Annotated in this window: 19 protein-coding genes and 1 tRNA gene; 10 read left to right on the top strand and 10 right to left on the bottom strand. The window is 53.6% G+C overall.

The window, feature by feature from the left end; translation table 11 throughout:
* Positions 1-160: 160 nt before the first annotated feature.
* The gene (locus ACGHUK_RS00265) at positions 161-286 is read right to left on the bottom strand and encodes a hypothetical protein (protein WP_005927484.1); all 126 of its coding nucleotides are present in this window, start codon (positions 284-286) and stop codon (positions 161-163) included.
* 25 nt (positions 287-311) lie between these two features.
* On the opposite strand from ACGHUK_RS00265, the gene ACGHUK_RS00260 reads away from it, so the two are divergent.
* From ACGHUK_RS00260 to ACGHUK_RS00240, 5 genes are all read left to right on the top strand, one after another.
* Positions 312-713, top strand: coding sequence for a hypothetical protein (locus ACGHUK_RS00260; protein ID WP_242700301.1), 402 nt, complete (start codon positions 312-314; stop codon positions 711-713).
* A gap of 1085 nt (positions 714-1798) precedes the next feature.
* Complete coding sequence (locus ACGHUK_RS00255) at positions 1799-2128, top strand: PadR family transcriptional regulator (protein WP_390574573.1); 330 nt, start codon at positions 1799-1801, stop codon at positions 2126-2128.
* Positions 2121-2708, top strand: coding sequence for a DUF2812 domain-containing protein (locus tag ACGHUK_RS00250; RefSeq protein ID WP_390574572.1), 588 nt, complete (start codon positions 2121-2123; stop codon positions 2706-2708). Before ACGHUK_RS00255 ends, ACGHUK_RS00250 begins: the two co-directional genes overlap by 8 nt.
* A gap of 200 nt (positions 2709-2908) precedes the next feature.
* Entirely contained in the window at positions 2909-3040 is a 132-nt protein-coding gene (locus ACGHUK_RS00245) for a hypothetical protein (RefSeq protein WP_390574571.1), read from the top strand.
* Positions 3041-3052: 12 nt separating this feature from the next.
* Positions 3053-3937 (top strand): hypothetical protein, encoded by an 885-nt coding sequence (locus tag ACGHUK_RS00240; protein ID WP_390574570.1) that lies wholly within the window; start codon positions 3053-3055, stop codon positions 3935-3937.
* Between the two features lie 409 nt (positions 3938-4346).
* Here the strand turns inward: ACGHUK_RS00240 and ACGHUK_RS00235 are convergent, their stop codons facing one another.
* Positions 4347-6932: a heavy metal translocating P-type ATPase gene (locus ACGHUK_RS00235; protein WP_316542970.1), complete on the bottom strand. Its 2586-nt coding sequence runs from the start codon at positions 6930-6932 to the stop codon at positions 4347-4349.
* A gap of 73 nt (positions 6933-7005) precedes the next feature.
* Positions 7006-7362 carry a helix-turn-helix transcriptional regulator gene (locus tag ACGHUK_RS00230; RefSeq protein ID WP_015536701.1) on the bottom strand — a complete coding sequence of 119 codons (357 nt, stop codon included), beginning with the start codon at positions 7360-7362 and terminating at the stop codon, positions 7006-7008.
* 196 nt (positions 7363-7558) lie between these two features.
* Between ACGHUK_RS00230 and ACGHUK_RS00225 the strand changes: the two genes are divergently transcribed.
* Genes ACGHUK_RS00225 through ACGHUK_RS00210 form a run of 4 tightly spaced genes read left to right on the top strand, consistent with a single transcriptional unit; the run spans position 7559 to position 10897 of the window.
* Complete coding sequence (locus ACGHUK_RS00225; protein ID WP_390574568.1) at positions 7559-8122, top strand: DUF6921 family protein; 564 nt, start codon at positions 7559-7561, stop codon at positions 8120-8122.
* Positions 8110-8649: a hypothetical protein gene (locus tag ACGHUK_RS00220; RefSeq protein WP_005935830.1), complete on the top strand. Its 540-nt coding sequence runs from the start codon at positions 8110-8112 to the stop codon at positions 8647-8649. The genes ACGHUK_RS00225 and ACGHUK_RS00220 overlap by 13 nt, the downstream gene beginning before the upstream one ends.
* Positions 8646-10199 carry an FAD-binding protein gene (locus tag ACGHUK_RS00215; RefSeq protein ID WP_005935834.1) on the top strand — a complete coding sequence of 518 codons (1554 nt, stop codon included), beginning with the start codon at positions 8646-8648 and terminating at the stop codon, positions 10197-10199. The genes ACGHUK_RS00220 and ACGHUK_RS00215 overlap by 4 nt, the downstream gene beginning before the upstream one ends.
* On the top strand, positions 10196-10897 hold the full coding sequence (locus ACGHUK_RS00210; protein WP_015536699.1) for a succinate dehydrogenase/fumarate reductase iron-sulfur subunit: 702 nt from the start codon (positions 10196-10198) through the stop codon (positions 10895-10897). Before ACGHUK_RS00215 ends, ACGHUK_RS00210 begins: the two co-directional genes overlap by 4 nt.
* Positions 10898-10941: 44 nt before the next feature.
* Here the strand turns inward: ACGHUK_RS00210 and ACGHUK_RS00205 are convergent, their stop codons facing one another.
* Entirely contained in the window at positions 10942-11193 is a 252-nt protein-coding gene (locus ACGHUK_RS00205) for a DUF6061 family protein (protein ID WP_015536698.1), read from the bottom strand.
* A gap of 174 nt (positions 11194-11367) precedes the next feature.
* Positions 11368-11444: transfer RNA gene (locus ACGHUK_RS00200), tRNA-Arg, on the bottom strand.
* Between the two features lie 265 nt (positions 11445-11709).
* Between ACGHUK_RS00200 and tig the strand changes: the two genes are divergently transcribed.
* A complete protein-coding gene (gene tig, locus ACGHUK_RS00195; RefSeq protein ID WP_005939334.1) occupies positions 11710-13005 on the top strand; it encodes a trigger factor in 1296 nt (431 codons plus the stop codon).
* A gap of 74 nt (positions 13006-13079) precedes the next feature.
* Here the strand turns inward: tig and ACGHUK_RS00190 are convergent, their stop codons facing one another.
* The 5 genes from ACGHUK_RS00190 to ACGHUK_RS00170 all read right to left on the bottom strand — a co-directional run bounded on the left by ACGHUK_RS00190 (position 13080) and on the right by ACGHUK_RS00170 (position 19954).
* The gene (locus ACGHUK_RS00190) at positions 13080-13856 is read right to left on the bottom strand and encodes a sulfite exporter TauE/SafE family protein (RefSeq protein ID WP_390574567.1); all 777 of its coding nucleotides are present in this window, start codon (positions 13854-13856) and stop codon (positions 13080-13082) included.
* Between the two features lies 1 nt (position 13857).
* Positions 13858-14292 carry a MarR family winged helix-turn-helix transcriptional regulator gene (locus ACGHUK_RS00185; RefSeq protein ID WP_390574566.1) on the bottom strand — a complete coding sequence of 145 codons (435 nt, stop codon included), beginning with the start codon at positions 14290-14292 and terminating at the stop codon, positions 13858-13860.
* A 435-nt stretch (positions 14293-14727) separates the two neighbouring features.
* The gene (feoB, locus tag ACGHUK_RS00180; protein WP_390574565.1) at positions 14728-17073 is read right to left on the bottom strand and encodes a ferrous iron transport protein B; all 2346 of its coding nucleotides are present in this window, start codon (positions 17071-17073) and stop codon (positions 14728-14730) included.
* 289 nt (positions 17074-17362) lie between these two features.
* Positions 17363-18388 (bottom strand): UDP-glucose 4-epimerase GalE, encoded by a 1026-nt coding sequence (galE, locus tag ACGHUK_RS00175; protein ID WP_005937424.1) that lies wholly within the window; start codon positions 18386-18388, stop codon positions 17363-17365.
* A gap of 492 nt (positions 18389-18880) precedes the next feature.
* Positions 18881-19954, bottom strand: coding sequence for an aldose epimerase family protein (locus tag ACGHUK_RS00170; RefSeq protein ID WP_390574564.1), 1074 nt, complete (start codon positions 19952-19954; stop codon positions 18881-18883).
* Positions 19955-20125 lie beyond the last annotated feature (171 nt).

The raw sequence follows: 20125 nt of genomic DNA, 5'->3' as shown, positions 1-20125 counted from the left end.
TGCACCGATAAGTTAGATTTAGCTAACTTCCAACCCTATAAAAAGCCGCTTCTCAACGGTCCTTCTGCCAAAATAATACGCCCTGCCGTCTCCTCTGTCAAGAAGTTTAGGCATTTTCGGAGATTCCGAAAGAGATTTCGCTTTCGGGAGCCCCCAACCGTTACCCCAGTGCCACATCCAGCACCATCATCACGCTGAAGCCCACCACGAAAAGTACCGTGCCAACGTTGGAGTGCTGTCCCTGCGACATTTCCGGGATCAGTTCCTCCACCACCACATACAGCATGGCTCCGGCAAAAAGGTCAAGGGCTTTGCGGTACTATAAGCTCGGCGAGACTCCTGCCTACTACATTACCGCATGGTACAACCTGTTGAGCGGCAAGTGGGAGTTTGGCAAAGTCCACGCCACCGAGACTACCGTGGAGGGTGTTACTGTGGAGCTGACCACCAATGGCCGCCACGCGAATTACGAGATGAAGCTCTCCGGTTTTGGTCTGGACACCAGCGCCAACAAGGTCTACGGCGTAGTGCTGACCACCGCCGATGGCAGCGAGTATGGCCTGCATCATGTGACCAATATCTGGCGCGGCACCGAGCTGGGCTTCAATACGGACGAGACCTATCTTGCCTCCATCATCGGCAAGACTGTTACTCAAATCACCTACTACACCGCCGACGGTGTGTATGTTCTGCCGGTCAACGTAGCGTTGTAAAGTCGCGGGCAACTGCCTGATTTAGCAAAATACAGTACAAAACGGCAAGGTCACTTGGCAGCAGGCGATCTTGCCGTTTTTATTGCCGTCTGCGTCTTGAATGCACAAGCAACATCCTGTTGCAGCTGGCAGTAGAAGGATTTACCGCAGACAGAAAATGGGATTTGTTCTGATTCACATAGCGTATTTTTTCCTAAAGCCACAAGATGTGTCATACTTTTCTTGCTTCACTTCAACAAATTTTTCAAAACCCTCTTGACGATTTTCACACACAGTGGTATTTTTCTTGTAAATCCCACTGCTCTTGTGGATTGGTTTGAACCTTTCCACAAGATGTGGTCGTGTTCATTTTGAACACTGCCTCGCCGTGGATCATCCCTGAAAGATTAACCGCCCCGCAACACACCCGATTCATTTTGCCGCCGATTCACCCCGACAAAATCCATCGCTGCGCTGCTTGGGCGGTATTTTTCTTTATGGGAAACGTACCTTGAAAATTTCATAAGCCGACCGGACGTGATACCGACTTTTCGTCAACGCCGCTGCACAAACAGGGGCAGGAACTGCGTTCGGTGTGAACGGTGACTCCCATACATGAGCAGAGTCCCTCTACTTATTTTTTGCGTCTTAACAATTCGGAAACATTTGTTGAAAATGCGTTTTGAGCGCAGCGGTAGAGGGCAAGAACCGTCCCGTGGCCACAAATTTTCAATTCTTGAAAATTTCCTGTCCATCCGGGACTTCACTTCTCAAACTCTTGCGAGTTTTCCAAGTGATCTTGTTGGGGCGTGCCTGCCCCAAACCCTGCTCATGGTTCGCACCTGACGGTGCGAACAGCAACGGCGTGTCGTGCTTACATAACTTCACCGAGGAGTTATCGAACAAACAGGAGGTACAATGACCAAAACGAATGTTCAATCGACCCCTAGCAATTCCCAGCACCACGACACGCCGAACAACAAAGCAAGAATAGAGTAGACCGTTCTTCTTACACACATTCCTCAGATAATTTTCCTGAATCCGCTTGACGAATATTACGGTTAGTGATATACTTATTACAGTAACCGTAACAAGGAGGTCAAACCATGCGAGATAATACAAAAGGTGGTGCGCTTACAGAAGTCACCTTTTATATTTTACTCTCTCTTTATACACCAAAACACGGATACGCTGTTATGCAGTTTATTGAAGAAAAAACAGGCGGACGGCTTTCCCTAGGCGCAGGCACTTTATATGGAGCATTGAATTCTTTGCAGGAAAAAAAATGGATCGAGCCTTGCGGAGATTATGATGGCAGAAAAAAAGAATACCATATTACGATGCAAGGAAAGGAAATCGCAGAAAAAGAACTTGCAAGACTAAACGAACTTGTAAGCGTTGCGAGTGAAATTATTGGAGAGGTACAGTATGAATAAAAAATGCTATTGCTTCTTTGGTGGATTGTTAGATACACAGGCAAAATGGTTAAACCAAATGTCTCAAAAAGGCTATCGACTTGTTCGGACGGGAACACTTTTATACGAATTTGAGAAATGCAAGCCCGATGAAGTGACCTATTGTGTAGAGTTTATCGGAGAAAAATCAAAAGATAACGCAACAGACTATGCTAACTTTTTGGAGGATATGGGCTACAAGGTATTTTTCAAGAATATCAATCTAAACTATTCTGTCGGAAAACTTCGATTGCGTCCATGGGCAGAAATGGGCGGTCGTATTGCAACAAACGCAACAACTTTTAACCGGGAACTATTGATTGTAGAAAAAGCAAACGACGGAAAGCCTTTTGAACTTCATACCTCTTATGCCGATAAAGAAAAATACTACCGCAATTTGCGTAATCCATGGCTATTCCTGCTGCTCCTATTTGCGCTGTTTGCCATTATCAAGCATTCTATCATCTTGGGTATTTTTTCATTGGTTTCTGCAATTCCCAGCATTCTATACCAGTTCCAAATTATAAATGTCCGACAAAAAGCCAAAACATGGGAAAAATAAATAACAATCAAGAGGGTGACAACAAAAGCTGTCGCCCTCTTGATTGTTATTTATAGAAATACAAAAAAGATTGCTCAACAGCTTTTGAGGAACAGCATCGTGCAGAGCTGACAGCGTACCGAGCGGCAGCAGCCTATTTCAAGGCAAACAACACCACAAAGCTACCCAGCCCGAAAAAGCTGGAAGCCGAGTATGCACAGTTGGCATCCGAAAAGGCAACGTTCTACGAGCAGTACAAGGAAGCCAAAGAAGAACTGCTCAAACTGAAAACCGCAAAGCAGAATGTTGCGTCCTTTTTCCGGGAGGAAGATCAGACGCAGCAGGAGAGATAAAGGAGTGTGCGTATGATCAATCTGAAAATCGACCCGGAGTTCCAGAACCAGATCCCGCCGCTGACGGACGATGAGTACAAGCAGCTTGAAGAAAATATCCTCAAAGAGGGCAAGCTGATTTCTCCTTTGATTGTCTGGGGTAATACCCTTGTTGACGGCCACAATCGTTATGAAATCGTTCAGGAGCATCCCGAAATCTCTTTCTCCACCATGCCGCTCCCGTTTGAAAGCAGAGAAGAAGTCCTCGCATGGATCTGCAAGAATCAGCTGGGGCGGCGTAATCTCACGCCGGAGCAGAAGAAGTTCCTCATTGGAAAACAGTACAGTGTGGAGCATCGGAAGCCCGGTGGAAACGGCAACAACCAGCACACGGCTGCTGCCAAGAAAACCGCCCCGGAGGAATTGTGTCAATTTGACACAATTCCTCCCACTGCCACAGAAGCAAGCGTTCGTAAGCAGATTGCAGAGCGGAACAATGTCAGCGAATCCTACGTTGCCCGTTCTGAAAAGTTCATGCGGGGCGTGGAGATCATGGAGCAGATGATGCCCGGTACAAAAGAAAAGATCCTGTCCGGGCAATTCAAAGTCCGTGATGCCGATATACACCGCCTCGCCAGAGCTGATTTTCCGAACCGCAAGCAGATCGTGCACGAGATTCTGCACCCGGAAGACCGTCCCGCTCCGCAGTCGAGCTACTCACACTACTCTGGAATCAACTACTCTGCGCTGGAAGTCGCCGTCCGGCGGATTCAGCAGGACTTTGATTTTTTGATGAGATACTTGCCTAAGCTGCCGGACGATTCCTACGCCAAAACTGAAACGCTAAAAATCCTCAAGCAGCACAAAGCGTATATGGCACAGTTTGAAGAAATGCTGAACGATGAAAAAATCGCATAACGACAGGCACTTGTAAGCCATCAACGAGCCACCAGCCGCAAGTGCAGGGCGGAAAACATCCGCGCCCTTGCGCCTGATAAGAATTGGAACTTTGATTTTCTCGCCCGGCTTTGCCACGGTGGGACGATCAAAGGAGCGTGCGTTTGAACAAAAAGAAAAAGTCCACAAACATTTCCCCTTACCCCGATGATGTCATCGACCGTCTGGCACGGGCATTCTACCCGGCCATCCTTGCCTGCTGGAACAGTGAGGAAGGTCAGCGGGAGTTTGCCGCGTGGCAGGCGGAACAGGCTCATATCTCTGGCAAAGAAAAACAGGAAGTTCCCGCTGGGGAACTCCCTGCCTTACTTATCGTGTGTGGATTTTTGCAGGGTGCGTCCGGGTGGGCGCACCCTGTTTTTGTTTGTGCTTATTTCTTCAGAATCCGCATTGCGTTCAGAACAGCGATGATCGTGACACCCACATCACCGAACACGGCTTCCCACATACCGGCCATGCCGAGTGCGCCCAGAACAAGGAACACGCTCTTGATGCCAAGAGCAATCACGATGTTCTGCATCACAATCCGTTTCGTAGCCTTTGCAACATCAATGGCTTCTACAAGTTTCGATGGTTCATCTGTCATCAGAACAACATCCGCAGCTTCAATCGCGGCATCCGAGCCAAGACCTCCCATGGCAATGCCGACATCTGCACGGGCAAGAACAGGGGCATCGTTGATGCCATCGCCCACGAAGGCGAGTTTGCTGCCCTGCCGTTTCTGCTTATCCAGCATTTCCAGCTTTTCGACCTTCTGGTCGGGCAAGAGCTGTGCATAATACGCATCCAGACCAAGTTCGTCTGCCACCGACTTGCCGATTCGCTCATCATCGCCGGTAAGCATAACAGTTTTTTCCACGCCGATCTTTTTCAGCTCTGCGATTGCGCACTTGCTGTCCGGCTTCACTTCATCTGCGATCAGGATACAGCCTACATAGCTACCATCCGCTGCTACATAGAACTTTGTTCCGGCTGCATCGCAAGCGGCATAGGCAATCTTTTCAGATTCCATCAGCTTACTGTTGCCAGCCAGTACCTTCTTTCCCTGCACCATAACGCTGATGCCGTGTCCTGAGATTTCCTCAAAGTCAGAGAACTGCTTCTGGTCGATTGGCTTTCCATAAGTCGCAAGAATCGACTTTGCGATCGGGTGGTTGGAATAACTCTCTGCCTGTGCAGCATACTCCAATACCTGCTCTTTCTGGTATCCGGCTGCCGGAATGATATTTGCGACCTCAAAAACACCCTTTGTTAAGGTGCCGGTCTTATCAAAGACCACCACGCTCACTTTGTTCAGTGCTTCCAGATAGTTGCTGCCCTTTACCAGCACACCGCGCTTGGATGCGGCACCAATACCGCCGAAGAAGGTCAGGGGAATAGAAATGACCAATGCACACGGGCAGGAAACGATCAGGAACACAAAACCTCTGCGCAACCACTCAGACCAGCCGCCGCCAAGGACGAGCGGCGGAATGATCGCCAACACAGCCGCCATTCCAACAACGACCGGCGTATAGTATCGTGCAAAGGTCGTGATGAAGTTCTCGGTGGGAGCTTTTCTTGCAGAAGCATTCTCCACAAGGTCAGTGATCTTCGATACCGTGGATTCCCCGAAGCTCTTTGTGACTTTCAGCGTCAGCAAACCGCTCTGGTTGATGCAGCCGGACAGGGCTTCATCGCCTTTGCGGATGCTTCTCGGCACAGATTCGCCGGTCAGTGCCTTGGTGTCCAGCATGGATTCGCCATCCACAACGATGCCATCCAGCGGGATTTTTTCACCGGGTTTTACCACGATGATCTCGCCCACCGCAACGCTTTCCGGAGAAACGACCTGCAATACGCCATTCCGCTTAACGGTCGCCGAATCCGGACAGATGTCCATAAGGTCAGAGATGGACTTTCTGGAACGCTTTACCGCCAGCGACTGGAAGAACTCTCCGACCTGATAGAACAGCATAACTGCAACAGCTTCCGGGTATTCCCCGATGGCAAATGCGCCGATCGTGGAAACACTCATCAGGAAATGCTCGTCAAACACCTGTCCTCTGGTGATATTTTTCACTGCCTGCCATACGACATCCCAGCCAAGAATCACATACGCCACAATCAGAAACGCCAGTTCCGCCAGAGTCGGCAGCTTTGCGAATACGGTCAATGCCATACCGATTGCATAGACCACAGCACCCACGGCAAGCCGTATCGTGCGCTTCTTATCCTCATCGTTATAGACCGCCGCTTTTTCATCCTTTTTGACAGGTGCAGTCGCTTCCAGCTGCTTTTCCGACACTTCAACATCCGGCTCATGGCTGTGTACGATCGTGGTAACGGTATCCAGCAAGGAAGCAGCTACCGATGTTCCAGCCTGAACAGTCAGCGTCTGGTTCATCAGATTCACGGTCGAAGAAGTCACGCCATCCAGCTCACCGACTTCTTTCTCGATCTTTGCTGAGCAGTTCGGGCAGTCCAGACCTTTCAGGAGATAGACTTTCGTCACCGCAGGTTCGGTCTTTTCCGACACTTCAACATCTGGCTCGTGGCTGTGGACGATCGTGGTAACGGTGTCCAGCAGGGAGGTAGCCACCGATGTTCCTGCCTGAACAGTCAATGTCTGGTTCATCAGATTCACGGTCGAAGAAGCCACGCCACCCAGCTCACCGACTTCTTTCTCGATTTTTGCTGAGCAGTTCGGACAATCCAGACCTTTCAGGAGATAGACCTTCGTCACCGCAGGTTCGGTCTTTTCCGACACCTCAACATCCGGTTCATGGCTGTGAACGATCGTTTCGACCTGTTCCGCCAGTGTTGCATCCGCAGACTTTTCTGACTGAACGGTCAGTGTCTGCTGCATTAAATTCACAACCGAGGATTCCACTCCCGGCAATGCTCCGACCTCTTTTTCTATCTTGGCGGAACAATTCGGGCAATCCAGACCTTTCAGGATGAATACTCTTTTCATTTTGACCTCCACTACGTTTTCTTAATTGTTCAATCGCTCAACTTAAAAGACAAAAAGATAATCGCTTGCGCGATCATCCTCTTAAATGCTCAAATCCCTTGTCGATGATCTCCTTTACATGATCATCCGCCAGCGAATAATACACGATCTGGGCCTCTCTGCGGAATTTGACCAGTCCGGCAAGCCGGAGTGCTTTCAGCTGGTGAGAGATCGCCGATTTGGTGACGCCCAGCAGAACCGCAAGGTCGCATACACACATCTCGCTCTGTTCCAGAGCATGAAGGATCTGCACTCTTGTGCCATCTCCGAACAGCTTGAAAAGCGATGCAAGCTGGATGTAGTCGTCTTTCGGCTGCATTTTGCCTTTTACATCGTTCACGATGTCCTCATGGATCACATCGCAATTACAGGTGTATAAAGAATTTGACATCAGACGTTCTCCTTGTTTTGTAGTTGAACAACCGTTCAATCATATTATATCTGCTCTTCCTCCGTTGTCAAGAGGAAAAGTTAGCATCTGCTTCCTGCGATTTGTCGTCTAACAGACCTTGACAGCCTCCTTATTTCGCATACAATATAGTTGAGCGTTTACTCAACTGCCGTATTTTGCGCAGAAGATTTTTCATTTGAACAACCATGCAATAAATAAAAGAGGTCTGCCTGTGAAAGGAAAATTCATCACTCTGGTTCTGACATTGGGATTTCTTGCCGCGTTTGGCGTATTTATGCACTCGCCGCCCTCTATTCTGGATGGGCTGACCGGTGCGACCCCGAAAGCGAAACGTGCCGCACAGATGGCCGCACCGCTGGAGGGCAACTATCTGTTCTGCATCAACCCTGCGCTGGAACCGTTTTCCGATGCGGATTTCCGGAATGATCTGAAAGCATTTGTTTCCGGTGAGATAGAAGTCCTTTCCGATGCCGGACTGCCGCACATGACGCTTTCGGTCTGCGAAACAGACTATCCCTTGCTTTGCTATGCAACGGCTCTTTGTGAACGCCTGACTGCTGCCGGAGCAGATGTCACGTTGAAGCAGTACAGCGAAACCATGCTGCGTTCCCGTGCAATCAATGGGCGGTATCAACTGCTGCTGGTTTCGGAAAATACGCTTGATGCAACAGCATTGCCGGATGCAGACATCCTTCTGCTCTCCGCAGAAGAAATGGAGGACCCCTCATGCGAAAACTGAACACCATTCTCTCCGTTCTGCTACTTTTCATCTGTCTGCTTCATGGGCTGATGGGCAGTTTTATGTTGCTGGGCATCAGTTCCGGGGCAGGAAAGTTTCTGGCATGGATCGGCGTTGGCATTCTGGCGGCGCACACCGTCCTTGGGCTTTTGCTGACCGCACAGACATTCCGGGCTTCCCGGTCCGGCGGAAAACTCTACGGAAAGCAGAATGCTCTGTTCTGGGCAAGGCGCACCAGTGGGCTTGCTATTTTGCTCATGCTCTTTTTCCATATTGGCGTGTTCGGCAGAGTGCAGGACGGCGTATACATTCTGTTTCCGTTCACAACGGTCCGGCTGCTGACGCAGCTTTTACTGGTTGCTTCGGTATTTGTGCATCTTCTGCTCAATCTCCGACCCCTTCTGGTATCGCTGGGCATCGTCCGGGATAAGGAGCAGCGCGGCGACCTCTATCTGATTCTTTCTATACTGGTGCTGTTTGCTGCCGGTTCGATCATTCTATATTATATCGGGTGGAACAATGTATGAAACACACTTTGGTGATCGTGGGTGCAGGGCTGGCAGGGCTTTCCGCTGCTTTGACTGCTGTGAAAAACGGCTGGACGGTAAAGCTGGTGTCCTCCCTTGCCTCCGAGCGAGCGCAGTCTGTTATGGCAGAGGGCGGAATCAATGCAGCCTTGAATACCAAGGGAGAGGAGGATAGCCCGGAGCAGCATTATACAGATACCCTGACCGCTGCCTGCGGACTTGCTGACCCGAATGCAGTCTGGGGGATGACGCAGGCTGCGTCCGAACTGGTGCGCAGCCTGCACCATCTGGGAGTACAATTCAACGTGACAGATGACGATGAACTCGACCTGCGGAATTTTGGCGGACAGAAGAAAAAGCGGACGGCCTTTGCACAAAGCGATACGGGAAAGCAGCTAATGACCGCTCTGATTGATGCTGTGCGCCGGGAAGAAAGCGCAGGAACGGTCGAACGCTTTCCACACCATAAGTTCCGCACCCTGCTGCTTTCCGGGAACATCTGCGGTGGCTGCACAGTGCAGGACACCTATACTGGCGAACTGCTGCGGTTTGTATGCGATGCCGTCCTGATTGCCACAGGCGGGCTGCATGGCTTATTCGGTGATACGACCGGCTCTCTTGCCAATACCGGAGAAGTCACCGCAGAACTGTTCCGTCTGGGCGTTCCGATGGCAAATCTTGAAATGATCCAGTACCACCCTACCACGGTCGAACTAGGCGAAAAACGGATGCTTCTGAGTGAGGCCGCCCGTGGTGAGGGCGGGCGGCTGTTTGCATTACGGAACGGGAAGCCGTGGTATTTCATGGAAGAAAAATATCCGGAACTCGGCAACCTGATGCCGCGTGACATCACCGCGCGGGAAGTCTGGACGGTCAGCCGTGACTATGAGGTGTTCCTTGATATGACAGAGCTTCCTAAAGAAGTCATGGAGCATAAACTTGCCGGACTGGTGGATGATTGTCAGACCTATCTGCACAAAGATATTCGCAAAGAACCCATTCCGATTTTGCCGGGTATCCACTACTTTATGGGAGGCATTCAGGTGGACGAGCGGCACCGCACTTCGATGCGGAATCTGTACGCTGCCGGTGAATGCTGCGCTCAGTACCATGGCGCAAACCGTCTGGGTGGAAATTCTCTTCTGGGTGCGATCTATGGAGGACAGATTGCTGCGGAAACTGCCTGCCGGGAAACAGTCAGTTCCCCCAATATGCCCTGTGCCGAAGAATCCCTTCTGCCCGAACTTTCCCCGGACGCTCAAATGCAGATGAATCGTATCCTGCTGAACGCACTCGGTGTCGTGCGGGATGCACAGACATTGGAAGCGGGCATTCAGGAAATCCGCAAACTGTCTGGCACCCTTCCGCTTCTGGGCTGTGCCATGCTGGAAAGTGCCCTCGCCCGAAAAGAAAGCCGGGGTGCGCACTGGCGGGCAGATTATCCCCAACGCAACGATGCCGTTTACTGCAAAACCACCGTGGCACACTGGAACGGGCAGCATATCGCCATCAGCTTTGAATCCATCCCCGAAAGGCGGCATGATTTATGAACTACACCATCCGAATCAAACGGCAGGAAAACCCGCAGGCTTCACCCTGCTGGCAGGAGTTTTCCTTTGAGGGAAGTGCGGACACCTCGATTGCTTCGGTGTTGAACGAGCTGAATCACCGCAGCCCTCTGTGCGAAAAGAGCGGAACGGTCGTTTCCCCCATTGCGTGGGAATGCGGCTGCATGATACGCAAGTGCGGTGCCTGTGCCATGCGGATCAATGGTCTGCCTCGTCTTGCCTGTTCCGTTTTTCTGCGGGACTGTAAGGGAAGCGTTGTTACTCTGGAGCCTTTGAGCAAATTCCCACTGGTGAAAGATCTGGTCGTAGACCGTTCCGTGATCTTTGAAGCACTGAAGCGGACAAAGCTGTGGCTGGAAGGAGATGCGTTCCAGACCAGCTATACGCACAGCCAGCGGTATCGATCTGCTAAGTGTCTGCTCTGTGGCTGCTGCTTGGAGGTCTGCCCGAACTTTGACCCGAACAGTGAATTTGCTGGAGCTGTTCTGCCCGTCAACGCTTACCGTATTCTGAACGAAGAACAGGATATTGCCCATCAGACAGAACTCGCAAATGCGTATCGTCAGCTTTATTTTGAAGGCTGCGGAAAATCTCTTGCGTGCCAGGACATCTGCCCAGCCGGAATCCCGGTCGAAGAACTGATGTCACGTTCCAATGCCGCAGCGGTCTGGAAGCGATAAAGTGTAAAAGGGTATGCGGTTTATAGCCGCATACCCTTTTATGCTTAATCTTCTAATCCGTGACTTCCCGCCACATTCTTCAGATACTCCTCTGGTTCGCCGTTCAGAATCAAGTCTGCATAGCCAAGCGGGTCATTGTAGATGAGATAATCTAACTCCAACCTCTGCGCCATGGTCACGTCCAATTCATCCTCGACCCCAGTGCAGTCAATGGAGATCATTCTCCCATCCCGGAGCAGCAGCTCCACGCAGCCGGTATCCATGTTGAAATGGCAGGCTCTTGCATCGTACTTCATGTTTGTGTCCTTTCTGCCTTACGGCACCTTTACAGTTGTGACTTTTGTTATACGGTTCTTCTGATAAGGTTTTGGACACACAGCCGTCGGGAAGGAGCCTTCATTTTGCTTTCCGAAGAAAACAAAAAATCCGAACCCTTCTCCTATCGAGAAAAGGTTCGGATTTTCATGGTTTGGTGCGATGGAAGGGACTCGAACCCCCGGCCTACTGATTCGTAGTCAGTCACTCTATCCAGCTGAGCTACCAACGCATACGTTCCGTTCGGAACATGATGTATTTTATCACTCAGACTGGGTTTTGTCAACCGTTTTTTGCAAATATTTTTATCTTTTTCAAAAAGCAGCATTTTTTATGATTTTTCTTGTATCGTTTTTGTCGTTCTTGTGCTATAATAGCCTTACTATATGTTTTTAATCTGTGTCCGTGCAGGGGTACAGGAGCTTTGCGGGCAGCACCGCGTGGAGGCTGCGCCGCCGGGTTTTCTCTGCAGCGAGACACCACGGAGGGTAGATCCTATGAAACTGGTAAGCGTGGAAACTCCCGAAAAGAGTGTCTGCAAAATGACCTTCAGCGCCAGCCCCGAAGAGCTGGAAGCTGCATCCAACGCCGTTTACGAACGCACCCGCGCCTCCTATACGATCCGCGGCTTCAAGAAGGGCGAAGCGGACCGCGCACAGATCGAGGCTGACCGCGGCGAGCACACCTTCTGGTACGATGCCATCAACGATCTGATGGACAAGGACGTGCCCGCGCTGTATGATGCCGCCATGGCAGAGCACAGCTTTGTGGCTGTTGACAATCCTGTGTACGATCTTGTGAGCGTGAAAAAGGACGAGGGCTTTGTGGCCACTGCCACTGTTGCCCTGCAGCCTGAGCTGAACCTGACCAAGACCACCGGCTTTACCGCCGAGTGCGTCACCCCGGAAGTGACCGACAAGGAGATCGACAATGTGCTGGAGCGCCGCCGCGCTGCTGCCGCTGAGCTGGTGCCGCACAAGGGTCCGGCCGTAAAGGGCAACATCGTACATATCGATTACGAAGGTCTGCTGGAGGGCAAGCCCTTCCAGGGCGGCACCGCAAAGAACCAGGCCGTCCAGCTGGGCAGCGGCCGCATGATCCCCGGCTTTGAAGAGGGCATTCTGGGCCACAAGGCAGGCGAGGAATTCGAGATCTTCGTCACCTTCCCGAACCGTTACCACGCAAAGGATCTGGCCGGTAAACCCGTCGTGTTCAAGATCAAGCTGATCGACGTATGTGTGCGCCAGATCCCTGCTCTGAACAGCGACTTTGCCAAGAAGGTTGCCAATGTGGACACCATGGACGAGCTGCGTGCACAGGTCAAGCAGCAGCTGCACGACGGAAAGCATGCCGGTGCGCTGAACCGTGCCAAGGATCAGATCCTGACCCAGCTGGCCGATGCTTCTGAGGGCGAACTGCCCAGCGTGCTGGTGGAGACCACCTACCAGCAGCAGATGGAGCAGATCCAGCAGCAGCTGCAGATGCAGCGCCTGAGCCTGGATCGCTACCTGAGCCAGATCCACGAGACCCGCGAGAGCTTTACCGCCAAGGTGCGCTCTTCTGCCGAGAAGACCGCCCGTGTGCACATGGCTCTGCTGCAGATCGCACAGCAGGAAAATCTGGTGCCCACTGAGGAAGATATCGATAAGGCTCTGGCCGCTCGTGCAGAGCGCGCCAAAAAGACGCTGGAAGAGATCAAGGAAAAATCCGATATTCCCGCCATGCGCCGCAACGAGGGCATCCGCAAGGCTGCCGACTGGGTGATCGAGCACTCCACCATTGAAGAAAAGTAAGTTCTGATACAGAGAAAGCCCGTGCAGTTTCCGGCTGCACGGGCTTTCTTTTTTCATTTGAAGGGCAGGGGATATCAGCTCAGAAGGTTAAAGCCCATGATGACCACGCCCAGCACCACCAGCACAATACCGGTGGCACGGTTCAGGGTCTTGGGGTCTGCCTTATTGGCAAACACAGCGGCAATGCGCGCCCACAGCAGGGTGAACACCACGCACAGCGCCCAGACGAACCAATTGGGCGCACCGCCGATCATGAAGTGGGAGACAGCACCGGTCAGGGCGGTGAAGGCCATAATGAACACGCTGGTGCCCACGGCGGTCTTCAGCTCGTAGCCCAGCACACTGGTGAGGATGAGCAGCATCATCATGCCGCCGCCTGCGCCGATGAAGCCGCAGATGAAGCCGATGAGCACACCGCACACGATGGACTGGATGGCACGCTTTTTGGCGCTGACACCCTGCATAGCTTCCTTGGTCGTCATGACCGGGCGCACAATGAACTTGATGCCCAGCAGGAAGGTCATGAACACCGAGAAGCCTCCCATGGTGGCCGAGGGCACCTTGCTAGCCACCCAGCTGCCAACTACCGTGAACAACAGCACACTTACCATCATGATCAGGCCGTTGCGGATGTCCAGATTTTTGTTTTTGTGGTAGGTATAGGCCGAGACGGCACTTGCCAGCACATCCGAAGAAAGGGCGATGCCCACCGCCATATAGGGGTCCATGTGCAGGAAAGTGATGAGCATGGGGCTGATAACTGCAGCCGCACTCATACCGGCAAAGCCGGTGCCAAGGCCGGCCCCCATGCCGGCAAAAAAGGTGACAAGAACCGTAAACAACACCTTCATTTTATGCGTTCTCCTTTATAATTTCGTCCAGATTTTTCCCGATCAGCTCCATGGTCCGGAAAAAGACCTCCTGATCGGCCGGCTCCACATGATCCAGCAGGCGCTTGAAAAAGGCGTTCTGCACGGCACGGCCCCGGCGGATGATCGGGTCTGCCTTGCCGGTGCAGAGAAGCTTCGTTTTGCGGCGGTCGCCGACCACAGCGTACCGTTCCAGATACCCTTCCTGCACCAGTTTATCCACATTCATGGAGACGAGATTTGCCTTGATATGCCGCACCTCCACGATGTCCCGGGCCGTTTTATAGTCCGGGTTGTTGGCGAGGAACAGCAGGATGTCCAGCGCCGTCTGCGACAGGCCAAGCTCCTGACACAGCGGCTTGCAGACGGCATTGTACGCCTGCGCGGTCTTGATGGAAAATTCGATATTCGGGTTCACAGCAGGTCTTCCCTTTCATCTTTGAACGATTCATTTTTGAAGTATTATAGTGCAGATGAGGGGAGTTGTCAAGGGGGAACTCCCTCAGTCGCGGCTTACGCCGCGCCAGCTCCCTCAAGGAGGGAGAGAGCAAACCCTCTCAGGCGCTCCCGCGCCAGCTCCCCCGAAGGGGGAGCTTTTTGTCATCTTCCGGTTAGCACAAATAAAGCTCCCCCTTCGGGGGAGCTGGCGAACGCAGTGAGCCTGAGAGGGTTCTTCCCGCCGCGCGGCTGTTTCCGCAGGAAATCAGCGCGGCAGATGCTGTTTTCCTCCACGACCCCACCCGTGAAAACGCAATGCCGGGCGGTCCGCAGACCGCCCGGCATTGCTCTATTATAAATAATTCTTCCACTGAATATGCGCAGAGCAGCGCGGAGCGCATTCCAATCGTTTTTCTCAGAACAGCACCACAGCCGCCAGACGCACCAGCAAAGCGCACAGCCATGCCACGGCGCACTGATTCACCACCATGATGACCGCCCACTTGTTGCCCAGCTCCCGCTTGACCGAGGCCACTGCCGCGATGCAGGGGGTGTACAGCAGGCAGAACACCAGCAGGGGAGCCGCCTGCGCCGGGGTAAGGGCCGCCGACAGCGCAGCTTCGGAGCCAAAGAGGATGAGCAGCGAGGACACCACGCTCTCCTTTGCCATGAAGCCGGTGATGAGGGCGGTGGAGATGCGCCAGTCTGCAAAGCCCAAAGGTCCGAACAGCGGGGCGATGTCGCCCGCAATGCGGGCAAGGATGCTGGCCTGCGGGTCGGCGGTCAGCCGCAGCTGCAGGTCAAAGTTCTGCAAAAACCAGATGACGATGGTGGCCGCAAAGATCACCGTGAAGGCTTTCTGCAAAAAGTCCCGGGCCTTTTCCCACAGCAGCTGTGCCACGTTTTTCAGGCCGGGCAGGCGGTAGTTGGGCAGCTCCATGACAAAGGGCACCGCCTCGCCCTTGAACACCGTGCTCTTGAGCAGCAGTGCCGCCAGCACGCCCACCGCGATGCCGGTAAAGTACAGCAGCACCATCACAAGGCCCGCATACTGCGGGAAGAACGCCGCCGCAAACAGGCTGTAGATGGGCAGCTTTGCCGAACAGCTCATGAACGGGGTGAGCAGGATGGTCATTTTGCGGTCGCGCTCCGAGGGCAGGGTGCGGCTTGCCATGACGCCGGGCACCGTGCAGCCAAAGCCGATGAGCATGGGCACGATGCTGCGGCCCGAAAGGCCGATGCGGCGCAGCAGCTTATCCATCACAAAGGCCACGCGGGCCATGTAACCGGTATCCTCCAGCATGGAGAGGAAGAAGAACAGCACCACGATGATGGGCAGAAAGCTCAGCACGCTGCCCACGCCGGTAAAGATGCCGTCGATGAGCAAGGAGTGCACCGCCGCATTGACGTTCCAGTTGGTAAGCGCCGTGTCCACGATGCCGGTCAACGCGTCGATGCCCGTTTCCATCAGGTTCTGGAAGAACAGGCCGATGACGTTGAAGGTGAGGAAGAACACCAGACCCATGATGGCGATAAAGGCCGGGATGGCGGTGTACTTGCCGGTGAGGAATTTGTCGATGCGGTTGGAGCGCAGCTGCTCTTTGCTTTCGTGGGGCTTGACCACCGTCTTGGCTACCAGCTCCTGAATAAAGGAGAACCGCATATCCGCAATGGCGGCGGCGCGGTCCAGCCCGCGCTCCCGCTCCATCTGCACGATGATATGTTCGATCATCTCTTTTTCGTTCTGATCCAGCTGCAGGGCTTCCTCGATGCGCCGGTCGCCCTCCACCAGCTTGGTGGCGGCAAACCGCACCGGAATGCCCGCCGCCCTGGCGTGGTCCTCGATCAGATGGATGATGCCGTGGATGCAGCGGTGCACCGCGCCGCCGTGGTCGTCCTCACTGCAGAAATCCATGCGGCCGGGCCGCTCCTGATACTTTGCCACATGAAGGGCATGGTCTACCAGCTCATCCACGCCCTCATTCTTGGCGGCGGAAATGGGAACGACCGGAATGCCCAGCATGGCCTCCATCTTGTTGATGCGCACCGTGCCGCCGTTGCCGCGCACCTCGTCCATCATGTTCAGCGCCAGCACCATGGGGGTGTCCAGCTCCATGAGCTGCATGGTCAGGTAGAGGTTGCGCTCGATGTTGGTAGCATCCACGATGTTGATGATGCCGGTGGGCTTTTCGCCGATGATGAATTGGCGGGTGACGATCTCCTCGCTGGAATAGGGGGACATGGAGTAGATGCCCGGCAGGTCGGTGACCTCGGTCTCCGGGTGGCCCTTGATGGCACCGCTCTTGCGGTCCACCGTCACGCCCGGGAAATTGCCCACATGCTGGTTGGAACCGGTGAGCTGGTTGAACAGGGTGGTCTTACCGCAGTTCTGGTTGCCAGCCAGCGCAAAGGTGAGGGTCCTGTCCTCGGGCAGGGGATTCTCCCCCTTTTTGATATGGTATTTTCCGCCCTCGCCAAGGCCGGGGTGATCCACCATTTTATCATCTGCCAGAACCGCCGACATTGCCGGGGCCTTTTCGGTGGGGGTGATGCCGATCTGCGCGGCATCGTCCAGCCGGAGGGTCAGCTCATATCCATGGATGCGCAGCTCCATGGGGTCGCCCATGGGTGCCAGCTTGACCAGCGTGACCTCCGCCCCCGGGATCAGGCCCATATCCAGAAAATGCTGGCGCAGTGCGCCGCTGCCGCCGACGGTATCCACAACAGCGCTTTTTCCGATCTGCAATTCTTTTAATGTCATAAGATCGACCTTCTCATTTTATCCACTGTCAACGTGTGTTAGTTTGTGTTAACAATAGTAATATAGGCTAACTTTGCGCGGTTGTCAATAGATAATATGGGGGAGATTCTTGGCGGTCAGCATCCTCGCCCTCTCAGCCTCGCCTTGCTCGGCAGCTCTCCCAAAGGGAGAGGTGGATGCAAACGCAGTGAGCAGACGGAGAGGGCGAGGCCGCTAACGTTACAGTGATAACAAAAAAAGCCGTGCACCCTCTTTTTCAGAGAATGCACGGCTTTGGAGGTTTATGCGTTTACTTCACAGTGTGGTAGCCATCGGGGTTGTTCTTCTGCCAGTTCCAGCTGTCGGCACACATTTCCTCGATGCCGTATTCCGCCACCCAGCCAAGCTCGTTCTTTGCCTTGGTGGGGTCTGCATAGCACTCGGCAATGTCGCCGGGGCGGCGCGGGTCGATCACATAGGGGATCTCCTTACCGCAGGCCTTGGAGAAAGCGTGGATCACATCCAGCACGCTGTAGCCCTTGCCAGTGCCCAGATTGCAGATGAACAGGCCGCAGTTCGTTTCCAGCTTCTTGATGGCGCACACATGGCCGCGGGCCAGATCCACCACGTGGATGTAGTCGCGCACGCCGGTGCCGTCCGGGGTGGGATAGTCGTTGCCAAAGACATGCACCTTTTCCAGCTTGCCCACGGCCACCTTGGCGATATAGGGCATGAGGTTATTGGGGATGCCGTTGGGGTCCTCGCCGATGAGGCCGGACTTGTGCGCACCAATGGGGTTGAAGTAGCGCAGCAGGGCCACGTTCAGGCTGGGGTCAGCCTTGCACACATCCTGCAGGATGCGCTCGGTGAACACCTTGGTCGTGCCGTAGGGGTTGGTGGTGGCACCGGTGGGGAAGTCCTCGGTGATGGGCACGCTGGCGGGGTCGCCATAGACGGTTGCGGAAGAGCTGAACACGAAGTTGTGGCAGTTGTGATGGCGCATCACGTCCAGAATGACCAGCGTGCAGTTGAGGTTGTTGTAATAGTATTCAATGGGCTTGGAAACACTCTCGCCCACGGCCTTGTAGGCTGCAAACTGGATCACAGCAGTAATGTCCGGGCACTCAGAGAAGATGTGCTCCACATCCTCGTGCTTGGTCATATCTGCCTTGTAAAAGCGGAAGTCCTTGCCGGTGATCTGCTTGATGCGGTCCAGCACCACCGGAGATGCATTATAATAGTTATCTGCCACAACAACGTCGTAGCCAGCGTTCAGAAGTTCGATGCAGGTGTGGCTGCCGATATAACCGGCGCCGCCGGAAACCAAAATTGCCATAGCCTAGTACCTCTCTCACTCATTTACATTACAGTTGATGCCGGCATTCCCCGGCCTTGCCTAAAGAATACCGCTTTTATGGCTCAGAATCAAGGGATGCGTCTTCTATTTAGATGAATTTTTGTTGCATCTTTGTTTTCGAGGTTTTGATTTAAAAACGTTTTTTGGCATTTTGTCATGGATAAAAGGCACGGTTTGTGCAAAACATAGAAATGGGGACGGGAGAACCTTCTCAGTCACGGCTTACGCCGTGCCAGCTCCCCCCTTTTGTCGCTGCGCGACATCTTCCCCCGGCCGGGGGAAGTCTTTCCTCTCAGGGGGAGCTTTATTCGCGCTGACCGGAAGATTCCAAAAAGCTCCCCCTTCGGGGGAGCTGGCTGCGACCATCGGGAGCAGACTGAGAGGGTTGTCGCCGTAGGCGACTGGGGGAGTTCTCCTCCTGCCACGCAAAAACGCCTGCCGGAGCAGACGTTTTTTGTGGTACATCATTTTTTACAATTTTCCGCACTGCTTGCCGGTGAAAAAGCGCAGGGTGGTGGTGGCGCGGAACACTTTGCCTGCCCGCAGCACTGTGGTGGGGAACTCCGGGTGGGAAGGGCTGCAGGGGTAGTGCTGGGTCTCCAGCGCAAAGCCGCCGTACTTCTGCATGGGCACGCCGCCCTTGCCGGGGGTGGGGCAGTCCTGCAAAAAGTTGCCGGTGTACAACTGGATGCCCGGCTGGGTGGTGTACAGCTTCATGCTGATGCCGGTCTTTTCACTGGTGACCCATGCGCAGATGCTCTGGCTGGAGCTGCGGGCGCGGTCGATCACAAAGCAGTGGTCGTAGCCACCGCCCACCATGGTGGTCTGGGCAAAGCCGGTGTCGATATCCCGGCCAATGAGCTTTCCCTCGGTAAAATCCATGGGGGTGTTTGCCACCGGCAGAATGGCACCGGTGGGGCAGGTCTGATTGTTGCCTTCCAGATAGTTGGAGGCATAGATGCGCAGCTTCTGGCCCAGAATATCGCCCTCACCGTTCAGGTTGAAGTAGCTGTGGTTCGTGAGGTTCACGATGGTATCCGCATCGGAGGACACCCGGTAATCCATGCGGAAGGTATTGTCCTCGGTGAGGGTATAGCGCACCGCCAGCTTCAGGTTGCCGGGGAAGCCGTCCTCGCCGTCCGGGCTCTCGGCCTCCATCAGCAGGGTGTCGCCAAAGGCCTTCACCCGGTACAGTTTGCGCGAAAAGCAGCCGTGCAGATGGTTGGGGCCGTTGTTGGCTTCCAGCTGGTAGGTCTTGCCGCCCACGCTGAAGGTGGCATTCTCGATGCGGTTTGCATAGCGGCCCACGAACGCGCCGCAGCAGGTGCTGCCGGAGGACGTGAAGTCATCCTCATAATCTGCCATGGTGTCGTGGCCCAGCACGACATCCACCGGGCCGTTCTTGGCCGGAACGATGATGTTTTTAATGATGCATCCGTAGTCCAGAACGCTCACCGTCAGGCCGCCGGGGTTGGAAAGGATGTACTCTGTAACATTTGCGCCCTGTTTGGTCACACCGAAGGGCTTGGAGCGGATCTGTGCCATTGGGCATTCGCCTCCTCAGATTTTACTCGGACATACAGTCAGGCAGACTTCCACTGTATTCTATCTTATTTATGATTATATCACAGTTTTATATCTTTGTGGGGAACGGATTTTAGAATTTGCATCCAATTTTTCCAGCTATTTTTTGTTGAAATTATTCAGTTGGCGGGG

The sequence above is a fragment of the Faecalibacterium sp. i25-0019-C1 genome, assembly GCF_042854225.1.
Lineage (GTDB): Bacteria > Bacillota > Clostridia > Oscillospirales > Ruminococcaceae > Faecalibacterium > Faecalibacterium taiwanense.
Note: the sequence above shows the minus strand (reverse complement) of the source record. Positions and strands in the feature narration are given on the sequence as shown.

Coding starts and splice junctions, on each gene's coding strand:
- ACGHUK_RS00210 (WP_015536699.1), top strand. CDS start 10,196: ATGAACTACACCATCCGAATCAAACGGCAGGAAAACCCGCAGGCTTCA.
- ACGHUK_RS00215 (WP_005935834.1), top strand. CDS start 8,646: ATGAAACACACTTTGGTGATCGTGGGTGCAGGGCTGGCAGGGCTTTCC.
- galE (WP_005937424.1), bottom strand. CDS start 18,388: ATGGCAATTTTGGTTTCCGGCGGCGCCGGTTATATCGGCAGCCACACC.
- ACGHUK_RS00190 (WP_390574567.1), bottom strand. CDS start 13,856: ATGAAGGTGTTGTTTACGGTTCTTGTCACCTTTTTTGCCGGCATGGGG.
- ACGHUK_RS00230 (WP_015536701.1), bottom strand. CDS start 7,362: ATGTCAAATTCTTTATACACCTGTAATTGCGATGTGATCCATGAGGAC.
- ACGHUK_RS00205 (WP_015536698.1), bottom strand. CDS start 11,193: ATGAAGTACGATGCAAGAGCCTGCCATTTCAACATGGATACCGGCTGC.
- ACGHUK_RS00170 (WP_390574564.1), bottom strand. CDS start 19,954: ATGGCACAGATCCGCTCCAAGCCCTTCGGTGTGACCAAACAGGGCGCA.
- tig (WP_005939334.1), top strand. CDS start 11,710: ATGAAACTGGTAAGCGTGGAAACTCCCGAAAAGAGTGTCTGCAAAATG.
- ACGHUK_RS00255 (WP_390574573.1), top strand. CDS start 1,799: ATGCGAGATAATACAAAAGGTGGTGCGCTTACAGAAGTCACCTTTTAT.
- feoB (WP_390574565.1), bottom strand. CDS start 17,073: ATGACATTAAAAGAATTGCAGATCGGAAAAAGCGCTGTTGTGGATACC.
- ACGHUK_RS00240 (WP_390574570.1), top strand. CDS start 3,053: ATGATCAATCTGAAAATCGACCCGGAGTTCCAGAACCAGATCCCGCCG.
- ACGHUK_RS00235 (WP_316542970.1), bottom strand. CDS start 6,932: ATGAAAAGAGTATTCATCCTGAAAGGTCTGGATTGCCCGAATTGTTCC.
- ACGHUK_RS00220 (WP_005935830.1), top strand. CDS start 8,110: ATGCGAAAACTGAACACCATTCTCTCCGTTCTGCTACTTTTCATCTGT.
- ACGHUK_RS00265 (WP_005927484.1), bottom strand. CDS start 286: ATGCTGTATGTGGTGGTGGAGGAACTGATCCCGGAAATGTCGCAGGGA.
- ACGHUK_RS00250 (WP_390574572.1), top strand. CDS start 2,121: ATGAATAAAAAATGCTATTGCTTCTTTGGTGGATTGTTAGATACACAG.